Source organism: Romboutsia sp. CE17 (assembly GCF_012317385.1).
Taxonomy (GTDB): Bacteria; Bacillota; Clostridia; order Peptostreptococcales; family Peptostreptococcaceae; genus Romboutsia_E.
The window spans coordinates 1,502,014-1,521,195 of the sequence record NZ_CP051144.1; the positions used below are offsets into that span (position 1 = coordinate 1,502,014).

At 26.9% G+C, this 19,182-nt stretch carries 17 protein-coding genes; 8 read left to right on the plus strand and 9 right to left on the minus strand.

Annotation, left to right across the window (positions count from 1 at the left end; genetic code table 11):
- The first annotated feature begins 134 nt into the window (after nucleotides 1-134).
- Nucleotides 135-1,364 (plus strand): LL-diaminopimelate aminotransferase, encoded by a 1,230-nt coding sequence (locus HF520_RS07195; RefSeq protein WP_168573378.1) that lies wholly within the window; start codon nucleotides 135-137, stop codon nucleotides 1,362-1,364.
- Nucleotides 1,365-1,456: 92 nt separating this feature from the next.
- Here the strand turns inward: HF520_RS07195 and HF520_RS07200 are convergent, their stop codons facing one another.
- The 3 genes from HF520_RS07200 to HF520_RS07210 all read right to left on the minus strand — a co-directional run bounded on the left by HF520_RS07200 (nucleotide 1,457) and on the right by HF520_RS07210 (nucleotide 4,205).
- The gene (locus tag HF520_RS07200) at nucleotides 1,457-2,326 is read right to left on the minus strand and encodes a methionyl aminopeptidase (RefSeq protein ID WP_168573379.1); all 870 of its coding nucleotides are present in this window, start codon (nucleotides 2,324-2,326) and stop codon (nucleotides 1,457-1,459) included.
- Nucleotides 2,327-2,490: 164 nt separating this feature from the next.
- Nucleotides 2,491-3,729 (minus strand): peptidase U32 family protein, encoded by a 1,239-nt coding sequence (locus HF520_RS07205; RefSeq protein WP_168573380.1) that lies wholly within the window; start codon nucleotides 3,727-3,729, stop codon nucleotides 2,491-2,493.
- A 239-nt stretch (nucleotides 3,730-3,968) separates the two neighbouring features.
- The gene (locus HF520_RS07210) at nucleotides 3,969-4,205 is read right to left on the minus strand and encodes a hypothetical protein (RefSeq protein ID WP_168573381.1); all 237 of its coding nucleotides are present in this window, start codon (nucleotides 4,203-4,205) and stop codon (nucleotides 3,969-3,971) included.
- A gap of 118 nt (nucleotides 4,206-4,323) precedes the next feature.
- On the opposite strand from HF520_RS07210, the gene HF520_RS07215 reads away from it, so the two are divergent.
- Together HF520_RS07215 and HF520_RS07220 are read left to right on the plus strand one after the other, a co-directional pair.
- Complete coding sequence (locus HF520_RS07215) at nucleotides 4,324-4,803, plus strand: permease (RefSeq protein WP_168573382.1); 480 nt, start codon at nucleotides 4,324-4,326, stop codon at nucleotides 4,801-4,803.
- A complete protein-coding gene (locus HF520_RS07220) occupies nucleotides 4,800-5,324 on the plus strand; it encodes a permease (protein ID WP_330586324.1) in 525 nt (174 codons plus the stop codon). The genes HF520_RS07215 and HF520_RS07220 overlap by 4 nt, the downstream gene beginning before the upstream one ends.
- Before the next feature lie 210 nt (nucleotides 5,325-5,534).
- Here HF520_RS07220 and HF520_RS07225 read toward each other — a convergent pair whose 3' ends face one another.
- The 6 genes from HF520_RS07225 to HF520_RS07250 form a co-directional block, all read right to left on the minus strand.
- Nucleotides 5,535-6,812, minus strand: coding sequence for a sensor histidine kinase (locus tag HF520_RS07225; protein WP_168573383.1), 1,278 nt, complete (start codon nucleotides 6,810-6,812; stop codon nucleotides 5,535-5,537).
- Nucleotides 6,793-7,470 carry a response regulator transcription factor gene (locus tag HF520_RS07230; RefSeq protein ID WP_168573384.1) on the minus strand — a complete coding sequence of 226 codons (678 nt, stop codon included), beginning with the start codon at nucleotides 7,468-7,470 and terminating at the stop codon, nucleotides 6,793-6,795. Before HF520_RS07230 ends, HF520_RS07225 begins: the two co-directional genes overlap by 20 nt.
- A gap of 226 nt (nucleotides 7,471-7,696) precedes the next feature.
- Entirely contained in the window at nucleotides 7,697-10,189 is a 2,493-nt protein-coding gene (locus HF520_RS07235) for a heavy metal translocating P-type ATPase (protein ID WP_207711041.1), read from the minus strand.
- A 163-nt stretch (nucleotides 10,190-10,352) separates the two neighbouring features.
- Nucleotides 10,353-10,973, minus strand: a complete 621-nt coding sequence (locus HF520_RS07240; protein WP_168573385.1) for a flavodoxin family protein — start codon at nucleotides 10,971-10,973, stop codon at nucleotides 10,353-10,355.
- A gap of 115 nt (nucleotides 10,974-11,088) precedes the next feature.
- Nucleotides 11,089-11,241 (minus strand): hypothetical protein, encoded by a 153-nt coding sequence (locus HF520_RS07245; RefSeq protein WP_168573386.1) that lies wholly within the window; start codon nucleotides 11,239-11,241, stop codon nucleotides 11,089-11,091.
- 186 nt (nucleotides 11,242-11,427) lie between these two features.
- Nucleotides 11,428-14,355: an insulinase family protein gene (locus HF520_RS07250; protein ID WP_168573387.1), complete on the minus strand. Its 2,928-nt coding sequence runs from the start codon at nucleotides 14,353-14,355 to the stop codon at nucleotides 11,428-11,430.
- A gap of 217 nt (nucleotides 14,356-14,572) precedes the next feature.
- Here HF520_RS07250 and HF520_RS07255 point away from each other — a divergent pair, with 217 nt between their 5' ends.
- The 5 genes from HF520_RS07255 to HF520_RS07275 all read left to right on the plus strand — a co-directional run bounded on the left by HF520_RS07255 (nucleotide 14,573) and on the right by HF520_RS07275 (nucleotide 19,151).
- Nucleotides 14,573-15,091, plus strand: coding sequence for an ECF transporter S component (locus HF520_RS07255; protein ID WP_168573388.1), 519 nt, complete (start codon nucleotides 14,573-14,575; stop codon nucleotides 15,089-15,091).
- A 264-nt stretch (nucleotides 15,092-15,355) separates the two neighbouring features.
- The gene (locus tag HF520_RS07260; RefSeq protein WP_168573389.1) at nucleotides 15,356-16,675 is read left to right on the plus strand and encodes a glycosyltransferase family 2 protein; all 1,320 of its coding nucleotides are present in this window, start codon (nucleotides 15,356-15,358) and stop codon (nucleotides 16,673-16,675) included.
- Between the two features lie 85 nt (nucleotides 16,676-16,760).
- The gene (locus HF520_RS07265) at nucleotides 16,761-17,807 is read left to right on the plus strand and encodes an IS1595 family transposase (RefSeq protein ID WP_168572168.1); all 1,047 of its coding nucleotides are present in this window, start codon (nucleotides 16,761-16,763) and stop codon (nucleotides 17,805-17,807) included.
- A gap of 130 nt (nucleotides 17,808-17,937) precedes the next feature.
- A complete protein-coding gene (locus HF520_RS07270; RefSeq protein ID WP_168572169.1) occupies nucleotides 17,938-18,405 on the plus strand; it encodes a hypothetical protein in 468 nt (155 codons plus the stop codon).
- A 338-nt stretch (nucleotides 18,406-18,743) separates the two neighbouring features.
- Nucleotides 18,744-19,151, plus strand: coding sequence for a PilZ domain-containing protein (locus tag HF520_RS07275; protein ID WP_168573390.1), 408 nt, complete (start codon nucleotides 18,744-18,746; stop codon nucleotides 19,149-19,151).
- Nucleotides 19,152-19,182 lie beyond the last annotated feature (31 nt).

Sequence of the window (19,182 nt, forward strand, 5' to 3'; positions counted from 1 at the left end):
TTGTTATTAACATATTATGATTAAATTTATTTTCAACCTACATTGTATACATTCTATAAATTTCTGTTTTATGGTTCCCTTTTCTGTACTTGTCAAATATTATATATTATCTAAATATTTTTTGGAGGTATATCATGGATTTAATTGACATTATAGTATCAAATCGACTTGGGGGTAAAAATTTTTTTAATGAAAATAGAATGTTTAAATTTGAAAGACTTAAAAAAATGAGAGATGAGTTAAAGCTTAAATATCCAAATATCAAAATAATCGATATGGGTGTAGGAGAACCAGATAAAAAAGCTAACGAATCAATTATAGATGTGTTAAACTTAGAAGCAAAAAAAGAAGAAAATAGATTTTATGCAGACAATGGTATCTTAGAATTTAAAGTTGCAGCATGTTCATATTTAAAAGAGATTTATAATTTAGATAATATAAAACCTAATAATATTGTTCATGGTATAGGATCAAAATCTATATTATCTATGATTCCAACTTGTTTTATAAATCCCGGAGATGTAACTTTAATGACTGTACCTGGATATCCTATTATGGCAAATCATACTAGATTTTTAGGTGGTGATGTGTTTAACCTTAAATTGTGTGATGAAAATAACTTCTATCCTGATTTTAGTGAAATACCATCTGATATTTTAAAAAAGGCCAAGTTATTATATTTAAACTATCCTAATAATCCTACAGGACAGGTAGCTACTATAGAATTTTATGAAAAAGTAATAGATTTTGCTAGAAAAAATAATATCCTTATTGTTTCTGATGCTGCTTATGGTCCATTAGTATACGATGGTTATAAGCCATTAAGTATATTTACTGTTGATAAAAATATGGAATATTCAGTTGAGTTACATTCTTTATCTAAAGCCTTTAATATGACCGGATGGAGACTGGCATTCTTATTAGGTTCAGAAAAATCTATACAGCTATTTTCAACAGTAAAAAGCTATTATGATTCTGGACAATTTAGAGCAATTCAAAAAGCTGGTATATATGCTTTAAGCCATAAAGAATTGATAGAAGATAACATACAACGTTATGATAGAAGATTTGAATTATTAGTTGAAGCCTTAAAAGAAATTGGTTTTGATGTAAAAAAACCAAAAGGTGGCTTTTATTGTTATGCTCCTATTCCAAAAGGTACTAAAAATGGAGTTGTATTTAATAATGCAGAGGAAGCAAGTTTTTATATTTTAGACAAAGCCTTAATATCAACTGTACCTTGGGATGATTCTGGAGGATTTCTAAGATTTTCAGTTACATTTGAAGCTAATACAATAGAAGAAGAAATAGATGTAATAAATGAATTAAAAATAAGACTTAAAAACCTAAAGTTAGTATTTTAATTCTTATTTTTTTAATGTAAAAGCCTATATCTAAAATATAGATATAGGCTTTTAATGTTATTTATGTAAATTTTTTATTTATATTTATTATCTTAATAAGCTAATATTTCTATCCCATCTTCAGTTACTAAAATCATATTTTCCCACTGTGCTGATAAAGATCCATCTTCTGTATGAGCAGTCCATCCATTATCTACATCTATATAAATATCTGCATTTCCTTCATTTATCATAGGTTCTATAGTGAATATCATACCAGGAACTAATACCATTCCCTCTCCTGCTCTTCCATAGTGAAATACAAAAGGTTCTTCATGGAAATCAAGACCTATACCATGTCCACCAAATTCTTCAACTACAGTATATCCATTAGCATTAGCATGTTTTTCTATAGCTTCACCTATATCACCTAAGTGTCCCCAAGGTTTTACTGCTTCTATTCCTTTTAATAAACATTCTTTAGTTACTTCTACTAGTTTTTTAGCATTTTCACTTACTTCACCTATTAAGAACATTCTAGAAGCATCTGAATAATATCCATTATATATTGTCGAAACATCTATATTTACAATATCTCCATTTTTTAAAACTATATCTTCACTTGGTATACCATGACATACTTCATCATTTATTGAAGTACATACACTTTTAGGAAATCCACAAAAATCTAATGGCGCAGGTATAGCTCCTTGAGATATTGTAAAATCATGAACCATTTTATTTATATCTTCAGTAGTCATACCTTCTTTAATATTTTCAGATACCAAGTCTAATATTGCATTATTTATCTTAGCACTTTCTTTTATTTTTTCTATTTGTTCTTTATTTTTTATTATATTTCTAGAAGGAACTGTATGTCCTTGTCTCTTTAATTCTTCTAATCTTTCATCAAATTCCATATGGCATTTTTTATATTTTTTTTTGCTACCACACCAACAATCATCATTTCTACCTATATTCATTGTTTCTCTCCCTTCATATTAGAATATAATTTAATCTTATACCTAAAAATTACTTTCATCAAGTAATGTAATTTTATTTCTATTTAAATAAGGGCAGACCTCGATAATTAACCTAAAATTTGATATAGGTTTATTTTGAGGATGCCCTAAATTTTATAATTTAATTATATATTTATTTTAGCTATTGGCTTTCTTAACATATAATCTTTATCTACATCTATATCTAATTTCATTTTTACTGTTTGTCTTGCATGAGGAGCTGATTCTATAGGTTCTCCATCTTCATTGTACATTTCTAATATAGTTGCATTCATTGTTTCTTTAAATGGTCCTATTACCTCTATCTTATCTCCAACATACATTTTATTTCTTTGCTCAACAATTACAAGCCCAGTTTCATTTTCATGTCCTTTAACTAATCCTATAAAATCATAATTTCTTATATATGAAGCTGACTCATAGTTATGTGAATTAGAGTCTGGTCTATCAAAGAAGAATCCTGTACTATAGTCTCTATGACTTCCTTTTTTAAGTTCTTCTAGCCACATTGGATTAAACTTCCAATTTTCTGGATCTTTATAGTATTCATCAAGTGCCATTCTATAAGCTCTTACTGTTGTTGCTACATAGTATGCAGTCTTCATTCTACCTTCTATTTTTAAACTTGTTATACCGCTATCAAATATTTGTGGTATATATTCTATCATACATAAATCTTTTGAGTTAAAGAAGAATTCTGGGTCTATTCCTTCTATTACTGGTTCATATTCTCCTGGACCTACTTCTTCAACTAGTGTATATTTCCATCTACATGATTGAGCACAAGAACCCTTATTCGCATCTCTTCCTGTAGTATGATTACTAATTACACATTTTCCAGAGTAAGACATACACATTGCTCCGTGAACAAATGTTTCTATATCCATATCTGCTGGTGTATTTTCTCTTATCTCTTTTATTTCTTCAAAAGATAGTTCTCTCGCTGTGACTATTCTTTTTGCTCCTTGATTATACCAAAAAGCTGCTGAAGCCGCATTTGTTGTACTTGCTTGAGTACTTATGTGTATTTCCATATTTGGTATCGTCTTTTTAACTATAGAAAATACGCCTGGATCACTTACTATAACTGCATCCACTCCGATTTCTTGTAATTCTAGTAAGTAATCTTCTAGTTGCAGTAAATCATCATTTCTTGGGATAATATTAATTGTAACGAAAACTTGTTTTCCTCTTTCATGAGCAAAGTTTACCCCTTCTATCATGTCTTCTTTGCTAAAGTTTTTTGCAGCGGATCTCATACCGAAAATTTCTCCACCTATATATACTGCATCTGCTCCATAAGTAAATGCTATTTTTAATCTTTCTAAGTCACCTGCAGGTGCTAATAATTCTACCTTTCTCATTGTATCTCCTTTATATATTAAAGCTTTAGTGTTTTTATTTAAAATTTATTCATTTTATTAATTTACCCAAATTATATTTAGTAAAACTCTTATAATATATATATCCTATTTATCTATATTTTATATAAGATTATATTTTATTTTACTTAAACTATTTTAATCCAATCAACATAATTAATCAAATTTATTTTTCTTTATGTAAATTTAATGGGTCTATCTTTTAAGATAGACCCATGGTTTTAATGTTTCATATTATTTTTAGATTCTTTTTCCATTTGTTTTTTTATTTCTCTTGAAAATTTCTTTTGTTCATATTCTTCCATCATTTCATCTTTTTTCATTTCCATAGAAGCCATAGCACCTTTTACATCTGACTTTAAATCTGCTGCTGTATGCTTTATTGCATGACCAACTTTTTGTGCACCTTCCATAACATCATTTTTCATATTGTTCATTTCTTTTTGTAGTCTGCTCATATGTAAGCCTCCTATAATATTATTTTTATTATTTTTTCCAAAATGTATAAAATTATTAGTTTCACTTATATATAAACTTTTTCATATACTAAAATATATCTAAAGGAGGTTATTAAGCGTGACATCTTACATTCTTTATAGCTTAGCTATAATCTTATTTGCAATTTCTTTTGTTAAAGATAAACCTAAAACTAAAAGAGCGCTAAAAAAAGCTTTTAAATCTTTTGAAAATATTATGCCTCAATTTTTATCAATTATAATAATTGTTGGTTTTATTTTATCTATATTAGATGCAGAAACAATTTCTAAGCTTATTGGCTCTGAGTCTGGATTTTTAGGTGTATTTTTATCATCAATAGTAGGATCTATTGTTTTAATGCCTACATTTGTTGCATTTTCAACTGCAGATACTTTACTTAGAAGTGGAGCTGGATATCCCCAAGTAGCAGCACTAGTTTCTACACTTACTTTAGTCGGTATTATGACTATTTCTTTAGAAGCTAAGTATATTGGTAAAAAAGCTGCATTTTTTAGAAATTTCATAGCTTTTTTATTTTCTTTTGTAGTTGCTATATTCATGGGGGTGGTTCTTAGTTGATAAAATTTAAATATATATTAAATAGATATAAAGTATTTTTAATATTAACTATATCCTTATTTATTTTAATAATTTTTAAAAATGATTTAGGTATAAATATATTTAACAACGCCAAAGACAGCTTTATACAAATGATAGAAGTATTACCTCCTATTATGCTACTTCTTGGGCTAATGGATGAATGGGTATCTAGAGAATCCATGATGAAATATATGGGTGAAGATTCAAGTGTATTAGGAATAGTACTATCTATTGCATTAGCTGCTTTTGCTGCTGGACCTATGTATGCAGCATTTCCATTTACTGCAGTTTTGTTAAAAAAAGGAGTTAAATTTTCTAATATAATTATTTTTATGAATGCTTGGTGTGTAATAAAGATATCAACTTTATTATTTGAAATTAGTGCCTTAGGTTATAAGTTTACATTTTATAGATTTTTAATTGACCTTATAGGCGTTATAGTAATGGGGTATTTAGTAGATTATATTGTAAATAAACTTCCTAAAAAAGAAATCCTGTAATATTAATCTACAGGATTTCTTTTCTATGACTATATACTTTTGGAGGATGTGAGGGAGTATTATAGCCATAGCGGGTATTATGGTTTTTAAGCTAGTCTTTTCAATTATTATAATACATCCCTAATATGAATTTTATATGTAGTTTTTATGAATAGTATTTGAAATTCACATTTATTATAAAATTAAAAAGGATGTCTTAGACACCCTTTTCTAAAATTTAATAGTAAAAATAACTGAATTATTTTTACTTTGTATATTATATTCATATCCATGGCTACTCAAAATAGTACTTACTATGTAAAGTCCTAATCCACTTCCACCAGTTTTTCTTGATCTAGATTTTTCTATTCGATAAAATGGATTAAATATTTCTTCCAAGTATTTTTTTTCAATAGTTATACCTGTATTCTCAATTTCTAAAAATACCTTTGTACTTCTACCAACTTTCTTTTTAAAAAGCCTAACATTTACAGTTTCTCCAGAAGGTGAATATTTTATCGCATTATTAATAATATTATTAATAGCCCTTGATATTTTTTCCTCATCTGCAACTATATTTATACCTTTATCTATTTTTAATTCTGTCTTTAAATTCTTATCTTCAATTAAAAATATCTGTCTTTGAATAAGTTTTTCTAACAATACACTTAAATTCACATTAGTTAAATTTAAATCATGTTTTAATGTTTCTGATTTAGATACTTCTATCATCTCATTTACCAAATCTTTTAACTCTTGAGTACTTTCATATGATTTTTTTAAGTAAGTATCTCTATCTTTATATTTTCCAATATTATATATCATACCTTCAAGCTGTCCACTAATTATAGTTATTGGCGTTTTTAATTCATGAGATATAGTAGCTATAAAGTCCCTTCTTTTTTGCTCTTGTTCTCTTTCACTTTCTATTATTTTTATTAGTGGTTTAGTTACTGTTGATGAATAAATAAATGCTCCTATCATACCTATAAATACTGCTACCAATAAAATGTATGGCATAATATTTTTTATTACCTTACTAGCTTCATCTATTGGTTGTAAAGTCATTAATATATCTAATCTATATGGAGTAGTAACATCATTAGTTGATATAAATTTAAACATACTATATTCTTTATCTCTAGTATTTTTTCTTATATTTACAATTTCATGACCTTTATATTTATCATATTTAAAAAGCAATAATTCATTTTTTCCATAAATTATTCTTCCGCTAGTGTCTGTCAATAATACTGATAAATTTTGATCTTTAGATAGATAATACAAATTATCTTCTAGAGTTTTAGTGTCATAAGATACTGCTTCTATAGCTAATTTATTTACATCTTCTTCTAACGCTTCTATTTTATATTTATAGTAATAAGATGGAAGCATATTGTATAATATAAGGTATATTATTATAGCAAGAAACATTAATAGCCCACTAGTTATACAAAATAGTTTATACTTTATACTTATATTTTCCCATTTAGTCAATATCTTTTTCAAGTGTATATCCTATTCCTTTTACTGTTTTTATATAAGGTAATTCTATTTTTTTACGTATGTTTTTTATGTGTGCATCAACTATTCTAGTATCACCATAATAATCATATCCCCATATACTATCAAGTAAGCTTTCTCGTGTTATAACTTGTGGATACTTTTCTATTAAACTTTTTAATATATTGAATTCTTTTAATGTTAATTCAACATGCTTTCCATCAACATCTGCTGTATATGTATTTAAATCTAATTTTAATTTTTCAAAGATTACACAATCACTATTTTCAGATATACTATTTCCACTTCTTCTAAGTACTGCTTCAACTCTTTTTATTAATAAATTAAATGAAAAAGGCTTTGTTATATAATCATCACATTCTAAATCAAAACCTTTAACTTCATCATTTTCTTGATTTAAAGCAGTTAAAAATATAACTGGAACCTTAGATGTTTGTCTTATCATCTTACAAACTGAATATCCATCTAAATTAGGCATCATTATATCTAATATTATTAAGTCATAGTTATTTTTTTTAAATAATTGAATTCCTTCTAATCCATCACTTGCATAATCTACGTTATAGTTTTCTGCTCTTAAAAATTCTACTATTAATTCTTGTATATTAGCATCATCTTCTACTACTAATATAGATGCACTCATCTAATCACTCCCATCTATGTAAAAATACATATTTATATTTTCATTTTATCCTATATATATGAATTTAATGTGAACAGTGTATATTCTATACATGTTTTATATACTTTTTATCTTATCATAACAAAATCTACTTAAATAAAATAGAGTTAATTATATTTAAAACTAAAAAACCACTATGTATACATATAGTGATATACATAATGGTTCTATATTTTTATAAAATAATTTATTTGTTAAATTTAAAGTTCTTTAATCTTAATGCATTGCTTACTACGGATACTGAACTTAAACTCATTGCCGCAGCTGCAATCATAGGATTTAAAAGTGGACCTCCAAACATATATAAAAGTCCTGCTGCTACTGGTATTCCTACAGTATTATATCCAAATGCCCAAAATAGATTTTGTTTTATATTTTTTATTGTAGCACTACTTAATTTTATAGCATTTGGAACATCCATTAGATCATTTCTCATAAGAACAATGTCTGCAGACTCCATTGCAACATCAGTTCCACTTCCTATGGCTATACCTATATGAGCTTTAGCTAAAGCTGGAGCGTCGTTAATTCCATCACCTACCATGGCAACAAAGTTACCTTGTTCTTGTAATTTTGCAACCTCATTAGATTTATCTTCTGGTAACACTTCTGAAAGAACTATGTCTATTCCAACTTGCGAAGCTATTGCATTAGCAGTTTTTTTATTATCTCCAGTAACCATGGCTACTTTTATTCCCATGTCATGTAAAGTTTGTATAGCTTTTTTGCTACTTTCTTTAACAACGTCTGCAACTGCTATTATTCCACTTATAGTGTCATCTATTGCTATATACATAGGTGTTTTACCTTCATTTGCTAATTTATCACTTTTTTCTTCTAAATCTAATAAATTTATATTTCTATTACTCATTAATTTTTTATTTCCAAGGATTATATTTTTACCATCTATTATAACCTCTATACCATGACCTGGAATTGCTTTAAAATCTTGTAAGTTTTTAAATTCTAAATTCTTCTCTATCCCGTATCTAACTATAGCTTCTCCTAATGGATGTTCTGAATTTTTTTCTGCACTTGCAGCTAACTCTAATAAATAATCTTCTTTTATTCCATTACTTGTAATTATATCTGTTACCTTAGGTTTTCCTTCTGTTATTGTACCTGTTTTATCAAATATTACTGTATCTATTTTATGTGCCAATTCTAATGCTTCTCCACCCTTTATAAGAATACCATTCTCAGCACCTTTTCCAGTTCCAACCATTATTGCAGTAGGTGTAGCTAGACCTAAGGCACAAGGACATGCAATTACTAACACTGATATAAATATTGTAAGAGCAAATACTAAGCCTTTTCCTCCCAGTATCCACCATGCTAATGCTGATACTACAGCTATTGTCATAACTACAGGAACAAAATATCCAGATACAGTATCTGCTAATTTTGCAATTGGAGCTTTAGTTCCTTGAGCATCTTCTACTAGTTTTACTATTTGAGCAAGTGCTGTATCACTACCTACTTTTTCAGCCTTAAATTTAATACTACCATTTTTATTTATACTTGCTCCAGTAACTTTTGAACCTATAGTTTTTTCTACAGGCATACTTTCTCCTGTTAACATTGATTCATCTACTGATGTATTACCTTCTATAACTATTCCATCTACAGGTATTTTTTCACCTGGCTTAACTAATATTATATCTCCTACAGTAACTTCATCTATTGGTGTTTCAACTTCTTTTCCATTTATAATTACTATTGCAGTCTTTGGTTGAAGACCCATAAGTTTCTTAATTGCTTCAGAAGTTTTTCCTTTTGATCTTGACTCAAAGTATTTCCCAAGCAATATAAGAGCTATAATTATTCCTGCACTCTCATAATATAGTTGATGATGGTGAACTCCATGTATATTTCCATTAGCTATTTGAATAGTTGTATATACACTATATATAAATGCTGCACTAGTTCCTATGGCAACTAAAGTATCCATATTGGGACTTTTAGAAAATAATGATTTAAATCCATGTATATAAAATTTATATCCTGCTCCCATAACTGGTAACACTAGTAACAATTGTATAAGCGCATAGTTTAAAGTATTTGTCATTGGATTTAGTATTTCTGGTAATGGCCATGGTCCAAAAGGCTTTGGTATCATAGGTCCCATTGCTATATAAAATAAAGGTATTGCAAATACTGTAGCAATTATAAACTTAGTAAATAAAGTTTTCATTTCTTTTTCTTTTTTTAATTTATCTTCGTCTACAGTCATTTTCTTTTCTTCTTCTATTGGAGTATATCCAGCTTTTTCTATAGCAGATTTTATCTGTGATAGCTTAACCTTAGAAGGATTATATATAATGTTAGCTTTATCTGTAGCTATATTTACATTTATAGAGTCTATTCCATCTAATTTTTTTACTACTCTTTCTACTGCTTTTGCACAAGAGGCACATGTCATTCCCTCTATCATAAGGTCTATAACTTTATTTTCATCCTCTATTTCTACACCATACCCAGCTTTTTCTATTGATTTTTTTATAGTATCAAAGCTTACTTTAGAGCTATCATAAACTATATTCAATTTTTCCGTGGCAATATTTACATTTTGAGATTCAACCCCATCTAGTTTTTTTACTACTCTTTCTACTGCCTTTGCACAGGCTGCACATGTCATTCCTGTTATATTGTAAGTTTCATTCATTTTATTAGGGTTCATATAAATTCTCCTTTCTAATTTATTATGTTATTAAGTATACCCCCTAAGGGTATAATAAAGCATTTTTTATAAAAAATCAACTAAAATTTATTTTTGATATATGTTACATTACTATAATTCCCTATAAATAAAAAAATGTCCTTATATCAAAGGACATTTTTTACTATCTTATAAAATTTGTAGCTATTTGTTGTTCCTTTTCTGGATACGGAACTATATCTTTAGAATTATCAATGCATTTTAATAACCAAGCCATATTTTTGCCTAAAGTTCTCATAGTCTGAAGTCCCTCTTTATCTTGTTTAACCTCTTCTGGAGTATTTCCATGAACAGAGTTCCAGTACTGAGAAGACACTATCGGCATATTGGATATAGTAAAGTACTTATTAAGTATATCAAAACTAGAGCTTGCTCCCCCTCTTCTACAACTTACTATAGCTGCAGAAGGTTTGTAAGTATATTTATAAGACTTTCCATAAAACATTCTATCTAATAGTGCACACAAAGAACCATTAGGACCTGCGTAATATACTGGTGATCCAATTATTATTCCATCAGCTTGACTCGCTAAATCTATACATTCATTAACTAAATCATCTTTAAATACGCAATATCCAGTACTCCTACAAGCATTGCATGCTATACAACCTTGAATTGGTTTATTTCCAATATGAAATATATTAGTTTCAATTCCCTCATTATTTAAGCTATTTGCAATTTCATTAAGTGCTGTATATGTACAGCCTTCTTTATGTGGGCTACCATTAATTAATAATACTTTCATACTATTTACCTCCCCAGAAATTTCTATATCTAAATAATATTATATTTTTTATGGCTTATAATAATTACAACTTTAAAATATAAAAAGATACCCTTGTTGGGTATCTTTTTATATTTTATAGTTTAGATATTAATTTTTCTATTAATTGTTTTTTTATATCTTGTATCATATCTTGGTTATAGCTATTACTAATCTGTTGATTAACTTTTTTATTATTAGGCTTCTTTGAACTCGAATTACTCATGTTTGATTTTTTCTTTCTAGCCATATCTATACCTCCATAAATATACTTACTATATATTTATGAATATTAAATACTAAAGTAGACAAAAATTTATAAAAACTTCCCAAAATTTATTTTTATTTTTGTATTTAATATAGTACTATTTCTATATTATAGTATAAAAATAATAATTTCTTCATAATTATAATTTTTATATTATATTAATATTTTTTACTTAAATACATTTACTAAATTACTAAATATATCTTTATTATCTTTTATTTCTTTTTCATTTCCAACTACAGCTAGATAATCTTTTTTCATAGCTTCACTTACTACTTTACTATATCCCTTAATATCACTTACTTTTGTATTTAAAACTTCTTCTCTTTCTTTTTCTCTATCAGCTTTAGTTATATTTCTTATATACATTGAAACTGCTTTTATACCTTTATAATAAGGCATTAAAGGCGTATCTAAGTTACTTATTGTACCTATTATATACTTAGTCATCTCTCTATCAGATACATCGAATGTATCTAAATAATTACTTGCTTCATCATAAGCTTTAATAGTATTATCTAGATTAGGATCTCTATACGATACAAATATCATACTACCTTCTCTATTTATGTTGCTCATTGCTCCATAAGCTCCACCTTTAACTCTTACTTTATTCCATAAATAGTCATATCCTAATATTGTTTTTAAAACTAACATACTTCCGCTATAATCATAACCTAAATCTCTATAGTTATATCCTTTTGCAACATATTGAACATTAGCTGGAGTCATAAGACCTTCATTCTTTTGATCTTTTGTAAACTTATACTCATTGTTATTTAATTTTTCATTAGATAGTATAGAGGTAACTTTCTTCATATTCTCTTTTAATAAATTTAATTCTTTTTCCTCACCAGTAATAGCTATAGTTAAATTATTCTTATTAAATATTGTTTTTTTCAATTCATATAGCTTACTCTTCATATTTTCAAATTCTAAGTCATAATTTTTCTCAATATTTTTTAAGAATACATAATAGTCATAACCTGATATCTTTTCTAAATATGAAGCAGTAGGAGAGAAATATGATGTTAATCTTGAATTTGCAACCTGATGACCTGATTGCATTAAATTCATTTCTATCCTAGATATTAATTCTCTTATGATTTCTCTTATTCTCTTACGATCTTCAAATAAAGTATTTTGGATTATATCTGATAATATATCAATAGATTTATCTAGCTTGCTATCCATAACTTTAATATGTGCTTCTATAAATGGATAAAACTTAGTTATGTCCTTATCATTTGAATATACTACATTTTTAAAGAATAAATCTCCAGTATTTATGAGTATTTCATTAGATAACTCTTTATATTCATAAGTTTTAGTATCTACCTTACTTAATAAATTCCCTAATAAGCTAAAGTAAGGTATATCTTCTTCTTTTATACATTTTGCATAAAACATAAAATTCAAATATGCTATATTACTTGTAAACGATTTATAATGAAGTAACTCTATATCTTCGTATTTACTTTCACATATACTTAAATCGTCTACTCCTCTATCTATATCATCTATAGATAGCATTGGTATAGTTTCTAAAACTTCTGGTGAGTCTGGAGTACTTTGACGTATTATTAAATTCTTAGTATCTTCTACTATTTGATCAAGCTCATTTTCGCTTAAACTTTCTTTGTATGATTTAAGCTTCTCTTTTAACTCCTCATCTTCTTTTTCTGCTAATCCTTTTTCTGGTTTTAGCACAAGTAGTGAAGCATGATTATTGTTTAATAGATATTTTTCTATTAAACCTTCAAAATAATTAGTATTTAGAGCCTTCTTGACACTTTCTAAAGTCTTTTCATATCTTATATGTACTAGTGGATCTCCTCCATAAAGCCAACTATCCATTGCATTCATATAATATACAAGACCTTTTGGGTAACTTCCAGTATCAGCTTCTCTTAACTTAAATTCAAAAGCATTTATACATCCTTCTATTAATTTTTTATCTATTCCATTTTTAACAATGTCATTTAATGTATCATAAACTATATTTTTAAATTCTTCTTTTTTACTTACTTCACTATTTTTTACTATTATACTAAATACAGGTTGAAGTATTCCATTATCAAAACTTCCAAATACATCCTTACCTATTTCAGCATCTATTAATGCCTTTTTAAGAGGTGCACCTTCTGTTTCTAGTAATAAATATTCTAGTATGTTTAAATGAGTGTATACTTCTTCATCAGTAGATCTTCCTGTTACAAAGTTTAGCGCTAAAAATGTTTTTTCAGATTCTTCATCTTCTTTTGATATAGAGTAAGAATAATTAACTTCTTTCATCTCACTATATGGTGCTTGTAATTTTATATCAGAATCAATCTCATCTTTATCAAATTTAGATAAATAATTATCATTTATAAATTCAAGTTGTTTATTTAAATCACCATTTCCATATAAGAATATATAACTATTTGATGGATGATAATATTTTTTATGAGTATTTATAAATTGATCGTAAGTCAAATCTGGTATATTCTTTGGATCTCCACCAGACTCATTATAATAGGTATTATCTGGGAATAAAGTTTGTTGTATCCTTCTTAAAAGTATTCCTTCTGGAGATGAAAATGCACCTTTCATTTCATTATAAACAACACCTTTATAAGTTAAATCTTCATTTTTATCTTCAAGGTCATAATGCCAACCTTCTTGCATAAGAATTTCCTTAGTTTTGTATATATTAGGATAAAATACAGCATCTAAGTATACATCCATTAAGTTAAAGAAGTCCTTTTCATTTTGACTAGCTATTGGATATATAGTTTTGTCTGGATAAGTCATCGCATTTAAAAATGTGTTTAAAGACCCTTTTACAAGTTCTACAAATGGCTCTTTAGTTGGAAATTTTCTTGAACCACATAAAACACTATGCTCTAATATATGCATAACTCCTGTACTATCACTTGGTGGAGTTTTAAACCCTATGGCGAATACTTTATTAGTATCATCATTATCCATATTTAATAATTTTGCACCTGTTTTTTCATGCTCAAATATTCTAGCTTTCGAATTTATTTCTTCTACGTACTCTTCACTTTTTAAAATGAATCCATTATATAATTGACCTATTTTGTATTCCATTATAACCTCCTAATTTTCTTTATACTTATATTTTTCTATATTTATATTATAGTTATACCCTATTTTTTGGTAAACATAAAAATAATAATTTATATTTCATACATATTACTTAGTGCTCCTAAATTAACAAATTGTATGGGTACAATAATTATTGTATTATACTCTAGAACTTAATATAATTAAGTTATTAAATATGATTTCTTATTTGGAGGATATTATGAATAATAAAACTAAAAGAATAGTTATAAACGGCCTTATGATTGCTTTAGTTTGTATTGCTACAATGGCTATACAAATACCAATTCCTGCTACACATGGATATATTAATATAGGTGATACAATTATTTTTGTATCCTCAATATTATTTGGACCAGTAAGTGGTATGATAGCTGGAGGAATAGGATCTGCTCTTGCAGATATATTAAGTGGATATACTCACTGGGCTATATTTACATTAATTATAAAGGGGATTGAAGGATATTTAGTTGGTATGCTATTAAGTAAGAACACTACATTTATAAAGAGTATAATAGCAACTTTCATTGGAGCTATAATAATGGTATTTGGATATTTTATAGGTGGAGCTATTTTAGAAGGAAGTTTTGCAGCATCAGCTACATCGATTCCATCAAACTCAATTCAAGGTTTTGTTAGCATTATATTATCTATACCATTAGCACATTCTCTAAGTAATATAAAATCTGTAAAATCATTTAAAGTAAAACATAAAAATTAAATAAAAAATAGCTAGGGGTTTGCTTCGTGATTTCCCTAGCTATTTTTATTTAAATATTTAAAATCTATTATTGTATTATTTCTTTTACTACTGTTATTTCTCCCTAATGTATTATGCTTATCTTATGCGATTTTAATAAAAATTTCATAATTTTGTAATATCTTTTTATGTTATTTTTTATCATTTTATTGCGTATATATCTTTTTTAAGACATAATATTAAATATAAAAATTATCTATATTATAAATTAAGGAGATTGTTTTAATGTATTTACTTATAATGACATTTTTATTATTAACAAGTTATATTATCTCCAAGCAAAAAATTGAGTATAGAACGGTATTAATATTTGTAAATACCTTGGCATGTATTTTTTATATTCTTTGGAGAGTTACAGTTATTCCAATTCACAATGGAATTATTAGTTTTTTGCTTGGATTCGTTTTATTTACTGCAGAAGTCTTAGGATTAATTGCATTCTTTAATTTTCAATACTTATTTACTTCAAAATATAAATTAGAATTGAAAACTTTAAATGATTTTGAGGATAAAAATACCCCCTTTGTTGATGTTTTAATTTGTACTTATAATGAACCATTGCAGTTATTAGAGAAAACTATTGCTGCTTGCACAAATCTAGAATATCCAAATAATAAATTTAAAATTCATGTATGTGATGATGGTAGAAGAGAGTCTTTAAAAATACTTTGTAGTAACTATAAGGTAAATTATATTTCAAGAGAAGATAATGAAGGAGCTAAAGCTGGAAACATAAATAATGCACTTAAGTTTTTAACTGGAGATTTATTTGCAGTGTTAGATGCTGATATGATTCCTAAAAAAGAGTTTCTTACTAAAACTGTGGGATATTTTTCAAATGAAAATATGGCTTTTGTTCAAACACCTCAGGTTTATTATAACCAGGATATGTATCAATATAATCTTTCTCAAAATCTACCAAATGAACAAGACTTTTTTATGAGAGATATTCAGGAAGCTAGAGCAGCAAAAAATGCTGTCTTACATGTTGGTACTAATGCCTTATTTAGAAGAGAATTTGTAAACAATATTGGTGGGTATCCAACTTGTTCAATAACTGAAGATATGGCAGTTGGTATGCTTTTACAATCTAATGGATATGACTCTGTGTTAGTAAATGAAGAATTAGTTTTAGGTCTTAGCGCTACTACATTTACTGAGTTAGTTAAACAAAGAGATAGATGGTGTAGAGGAAACCTACAAGTTTTAAAACATTTTAATCCAATATTTACAAAAGGGTTAAGCTTTGCTCAAAAAATAGCTTATTTTGATGGGGCTGTATATTGGTTTGCTAACCTTCAGAAGATGGTATACATATTATGTCCTTTAATATATTTGCTTACATCTACACTGATAATAGATTCTTCATTAAAAAGTCTGTTAAATATGTATCTTCCTTTTATTTTAGGGCAAATTTTAATTTTTAATACTCTTTCACCTAAAACTAGAAGCTTTAAATGGAGCCATTATTATGAAATAGCAATGGCGCCTCATTTATGTATGTCTATATTAAAAGAGCTTTTATTTTTAGGCTATGTTAGCTAACTTCGTGATTAATTATATATAACATAGGCTATAATATAGATATAAACTATATTTCAACTAATTTACAGGAAGGATACCTAATATTATGTCAAAAATAGATATAAAAGCTATGATAAAAGATTTAAAAAAGAATGAACTTACAGAGTTAATTTCAGTAGCACAAGAAGTATTAAGTACTTTATTTAATTCTTCTGAAATTAGAGATAATGTTAAAGAAAGTAGATTTTCCAAGGGATACGAATGTCCAAAATGTCAATGTAAAGATGTAAATAAAAATGGGAAATCTAACGGAAGACAAAGATATATTTGTAAACGTTGTCGCACAAGTTTTGATGAGTTTACTATGTCTCCATTCTCTAATACAAAATTAGGCTTAGATAAATGGTTAAAATACTGTGAATTAATGATATTAGGACTTTCTATAAGAAAATGTGCTGAAGAAGTCGGAGTAGGTGTTAAAACGTCTTTTTACATGCGTCATAGGATACTTGATGTAATCAATCTATCATTAAAAAATGATAAGGTTGAAGGTATAGTTGAAGTAGATGAATGCTTTATTAAAGAGTCTTTTAAAGGCAATCATTCTAAAAGTACTACATTTGTAATGCCTAGAAACCCTAGAAAAAGAGGTAAAGGTAAAAATGATAAGAAGAAAAGAGGAATATCAAAAGAGCAGATTTGTATAGAGACAGCAATTGATAGAAAAGGAAATATCCTTATGAGTGCTGTTTGTAACGGTAGAATTACAACAAATCAAATAGTTAACTTCTTTGACAATAAAATATGTGAAGAGACTACTTTTTGCGTAGATTCACATAAATCATATATAGGAATAAAGGACAAGTTGAACATAGAATTAAAGCAAGTTCCTAGAGGAAAATCAATGATAGATAGTGTTTATCATTTACAGCATATAAATGCTCTTCACAGTAGTTTTAAGAGATGGTTAATGCCTTTTAATGGTGTATCCACAAAATATATCAACAATTATTTGGCTTGGTTTAAATTTCTCCAACTAAGTAAGAAGAATAAAAAGGGTGACCGAATTAAAGATATGCTAGTGAATGTAGCTACTAAGGATACATATGTAACTAGAGAAACTATTAGAAATAGATTCATTGAGTTAACCTAAAATAAGGAACTTTACTTCAAATTAATGAAACCATTTTGTAATTGGAAAATAATTGAATATTTTGTATAATATAATCAAGTTCGCAATTGTTATAAAGTGTGAATTAGAAAATAAAAATAGGAGATATTTTATGAGAAAGTATATTTTAATATCATGTATTTGTGCGTGTATATTATCATTAATAGTAGGTTTGGAAAATATTGATTCTAATAAATCAGATGTAGATGAATCAACCAAAGTAGAAGCACAGAATGAGAATGTAATTGATTTTTATGAAAATCCAGTTTTAGTTGATAATGAAGATTTAAAAATAAGTGCTGTAAATCTTCATTATAAGGACAATGCTGGTATGATTGAACTAATCATAGAAAATAAATCTGATGAATTGATTTCTGTAAATTTAGATAAACTATTTTTTAGCGATAAAGAAAGAGATGCACACCTTTCATGCAATATAAATTCAAACTCTAGTGCTAATGAATACATATATATAGAAAGTATTACTTCAATAAATGATTTTCATGACAAAATAGAAGGAACTTTAAATGTTTTAATGAATAAAAATAATAACCAGTATGAGTTTATGTTTAAAGGATAATTTACAATTTTAATCTATTACGAATAATTTATAGTAAGTTATAGAAGCAACCACATCTTAGAATTCAATGTATTGAAAAGTCTAAGGTGTGGTTCTTTTTATGCAATATTTATCACGAAGAGGGCTAACATAGCCTATTTTTAAAAACCAAGTTTAATGTTACTTCTAAAGAAATATTATATAATAAAAAACAATTTCAACTTAAAGTTGTTTTACCTCATATAATTATAATTATTATTACTATTGTAGCATGGATAGTATCAACTTTAGCTCTTATCAAATATAAAATTAATGTTGGGGCGTACTTGTTAAATATATTTTGGAGTGGCTACAATTTTATGGGGGCTATAATATCTATAAAGGTAGCTTACCAAAAACCTATTTTTAGATCTAGTGAAAGAATATCTGTTACAAAGGATACTAAAGTTAGTATTAAGTATAAATCTAAGTCTCTTGATGCTATCTTAGTGGATATTTCTGAAATAGGAGCTGGTTTAAAACTAAATAAGGATATTTACATAGAACCTGGTGAAATAGTAACTTTATCCATAAATAATATTGATATTACTTGTGAGATTACAAGAATAAATAAAAGTTTATTAGGGGTAAAATTCAACTTTTTATCTCCTAATCAAATGAAAGCTATAATGAGCATATTTACAGAAAATATGATGCCTTATTATAATACATATAGAGTTCAAACATACTCTGCAAGTAATTCTAAAAATAATATGTCTATTGCTTAATAAAGAATGAGAGTATATAATTATACTCTCA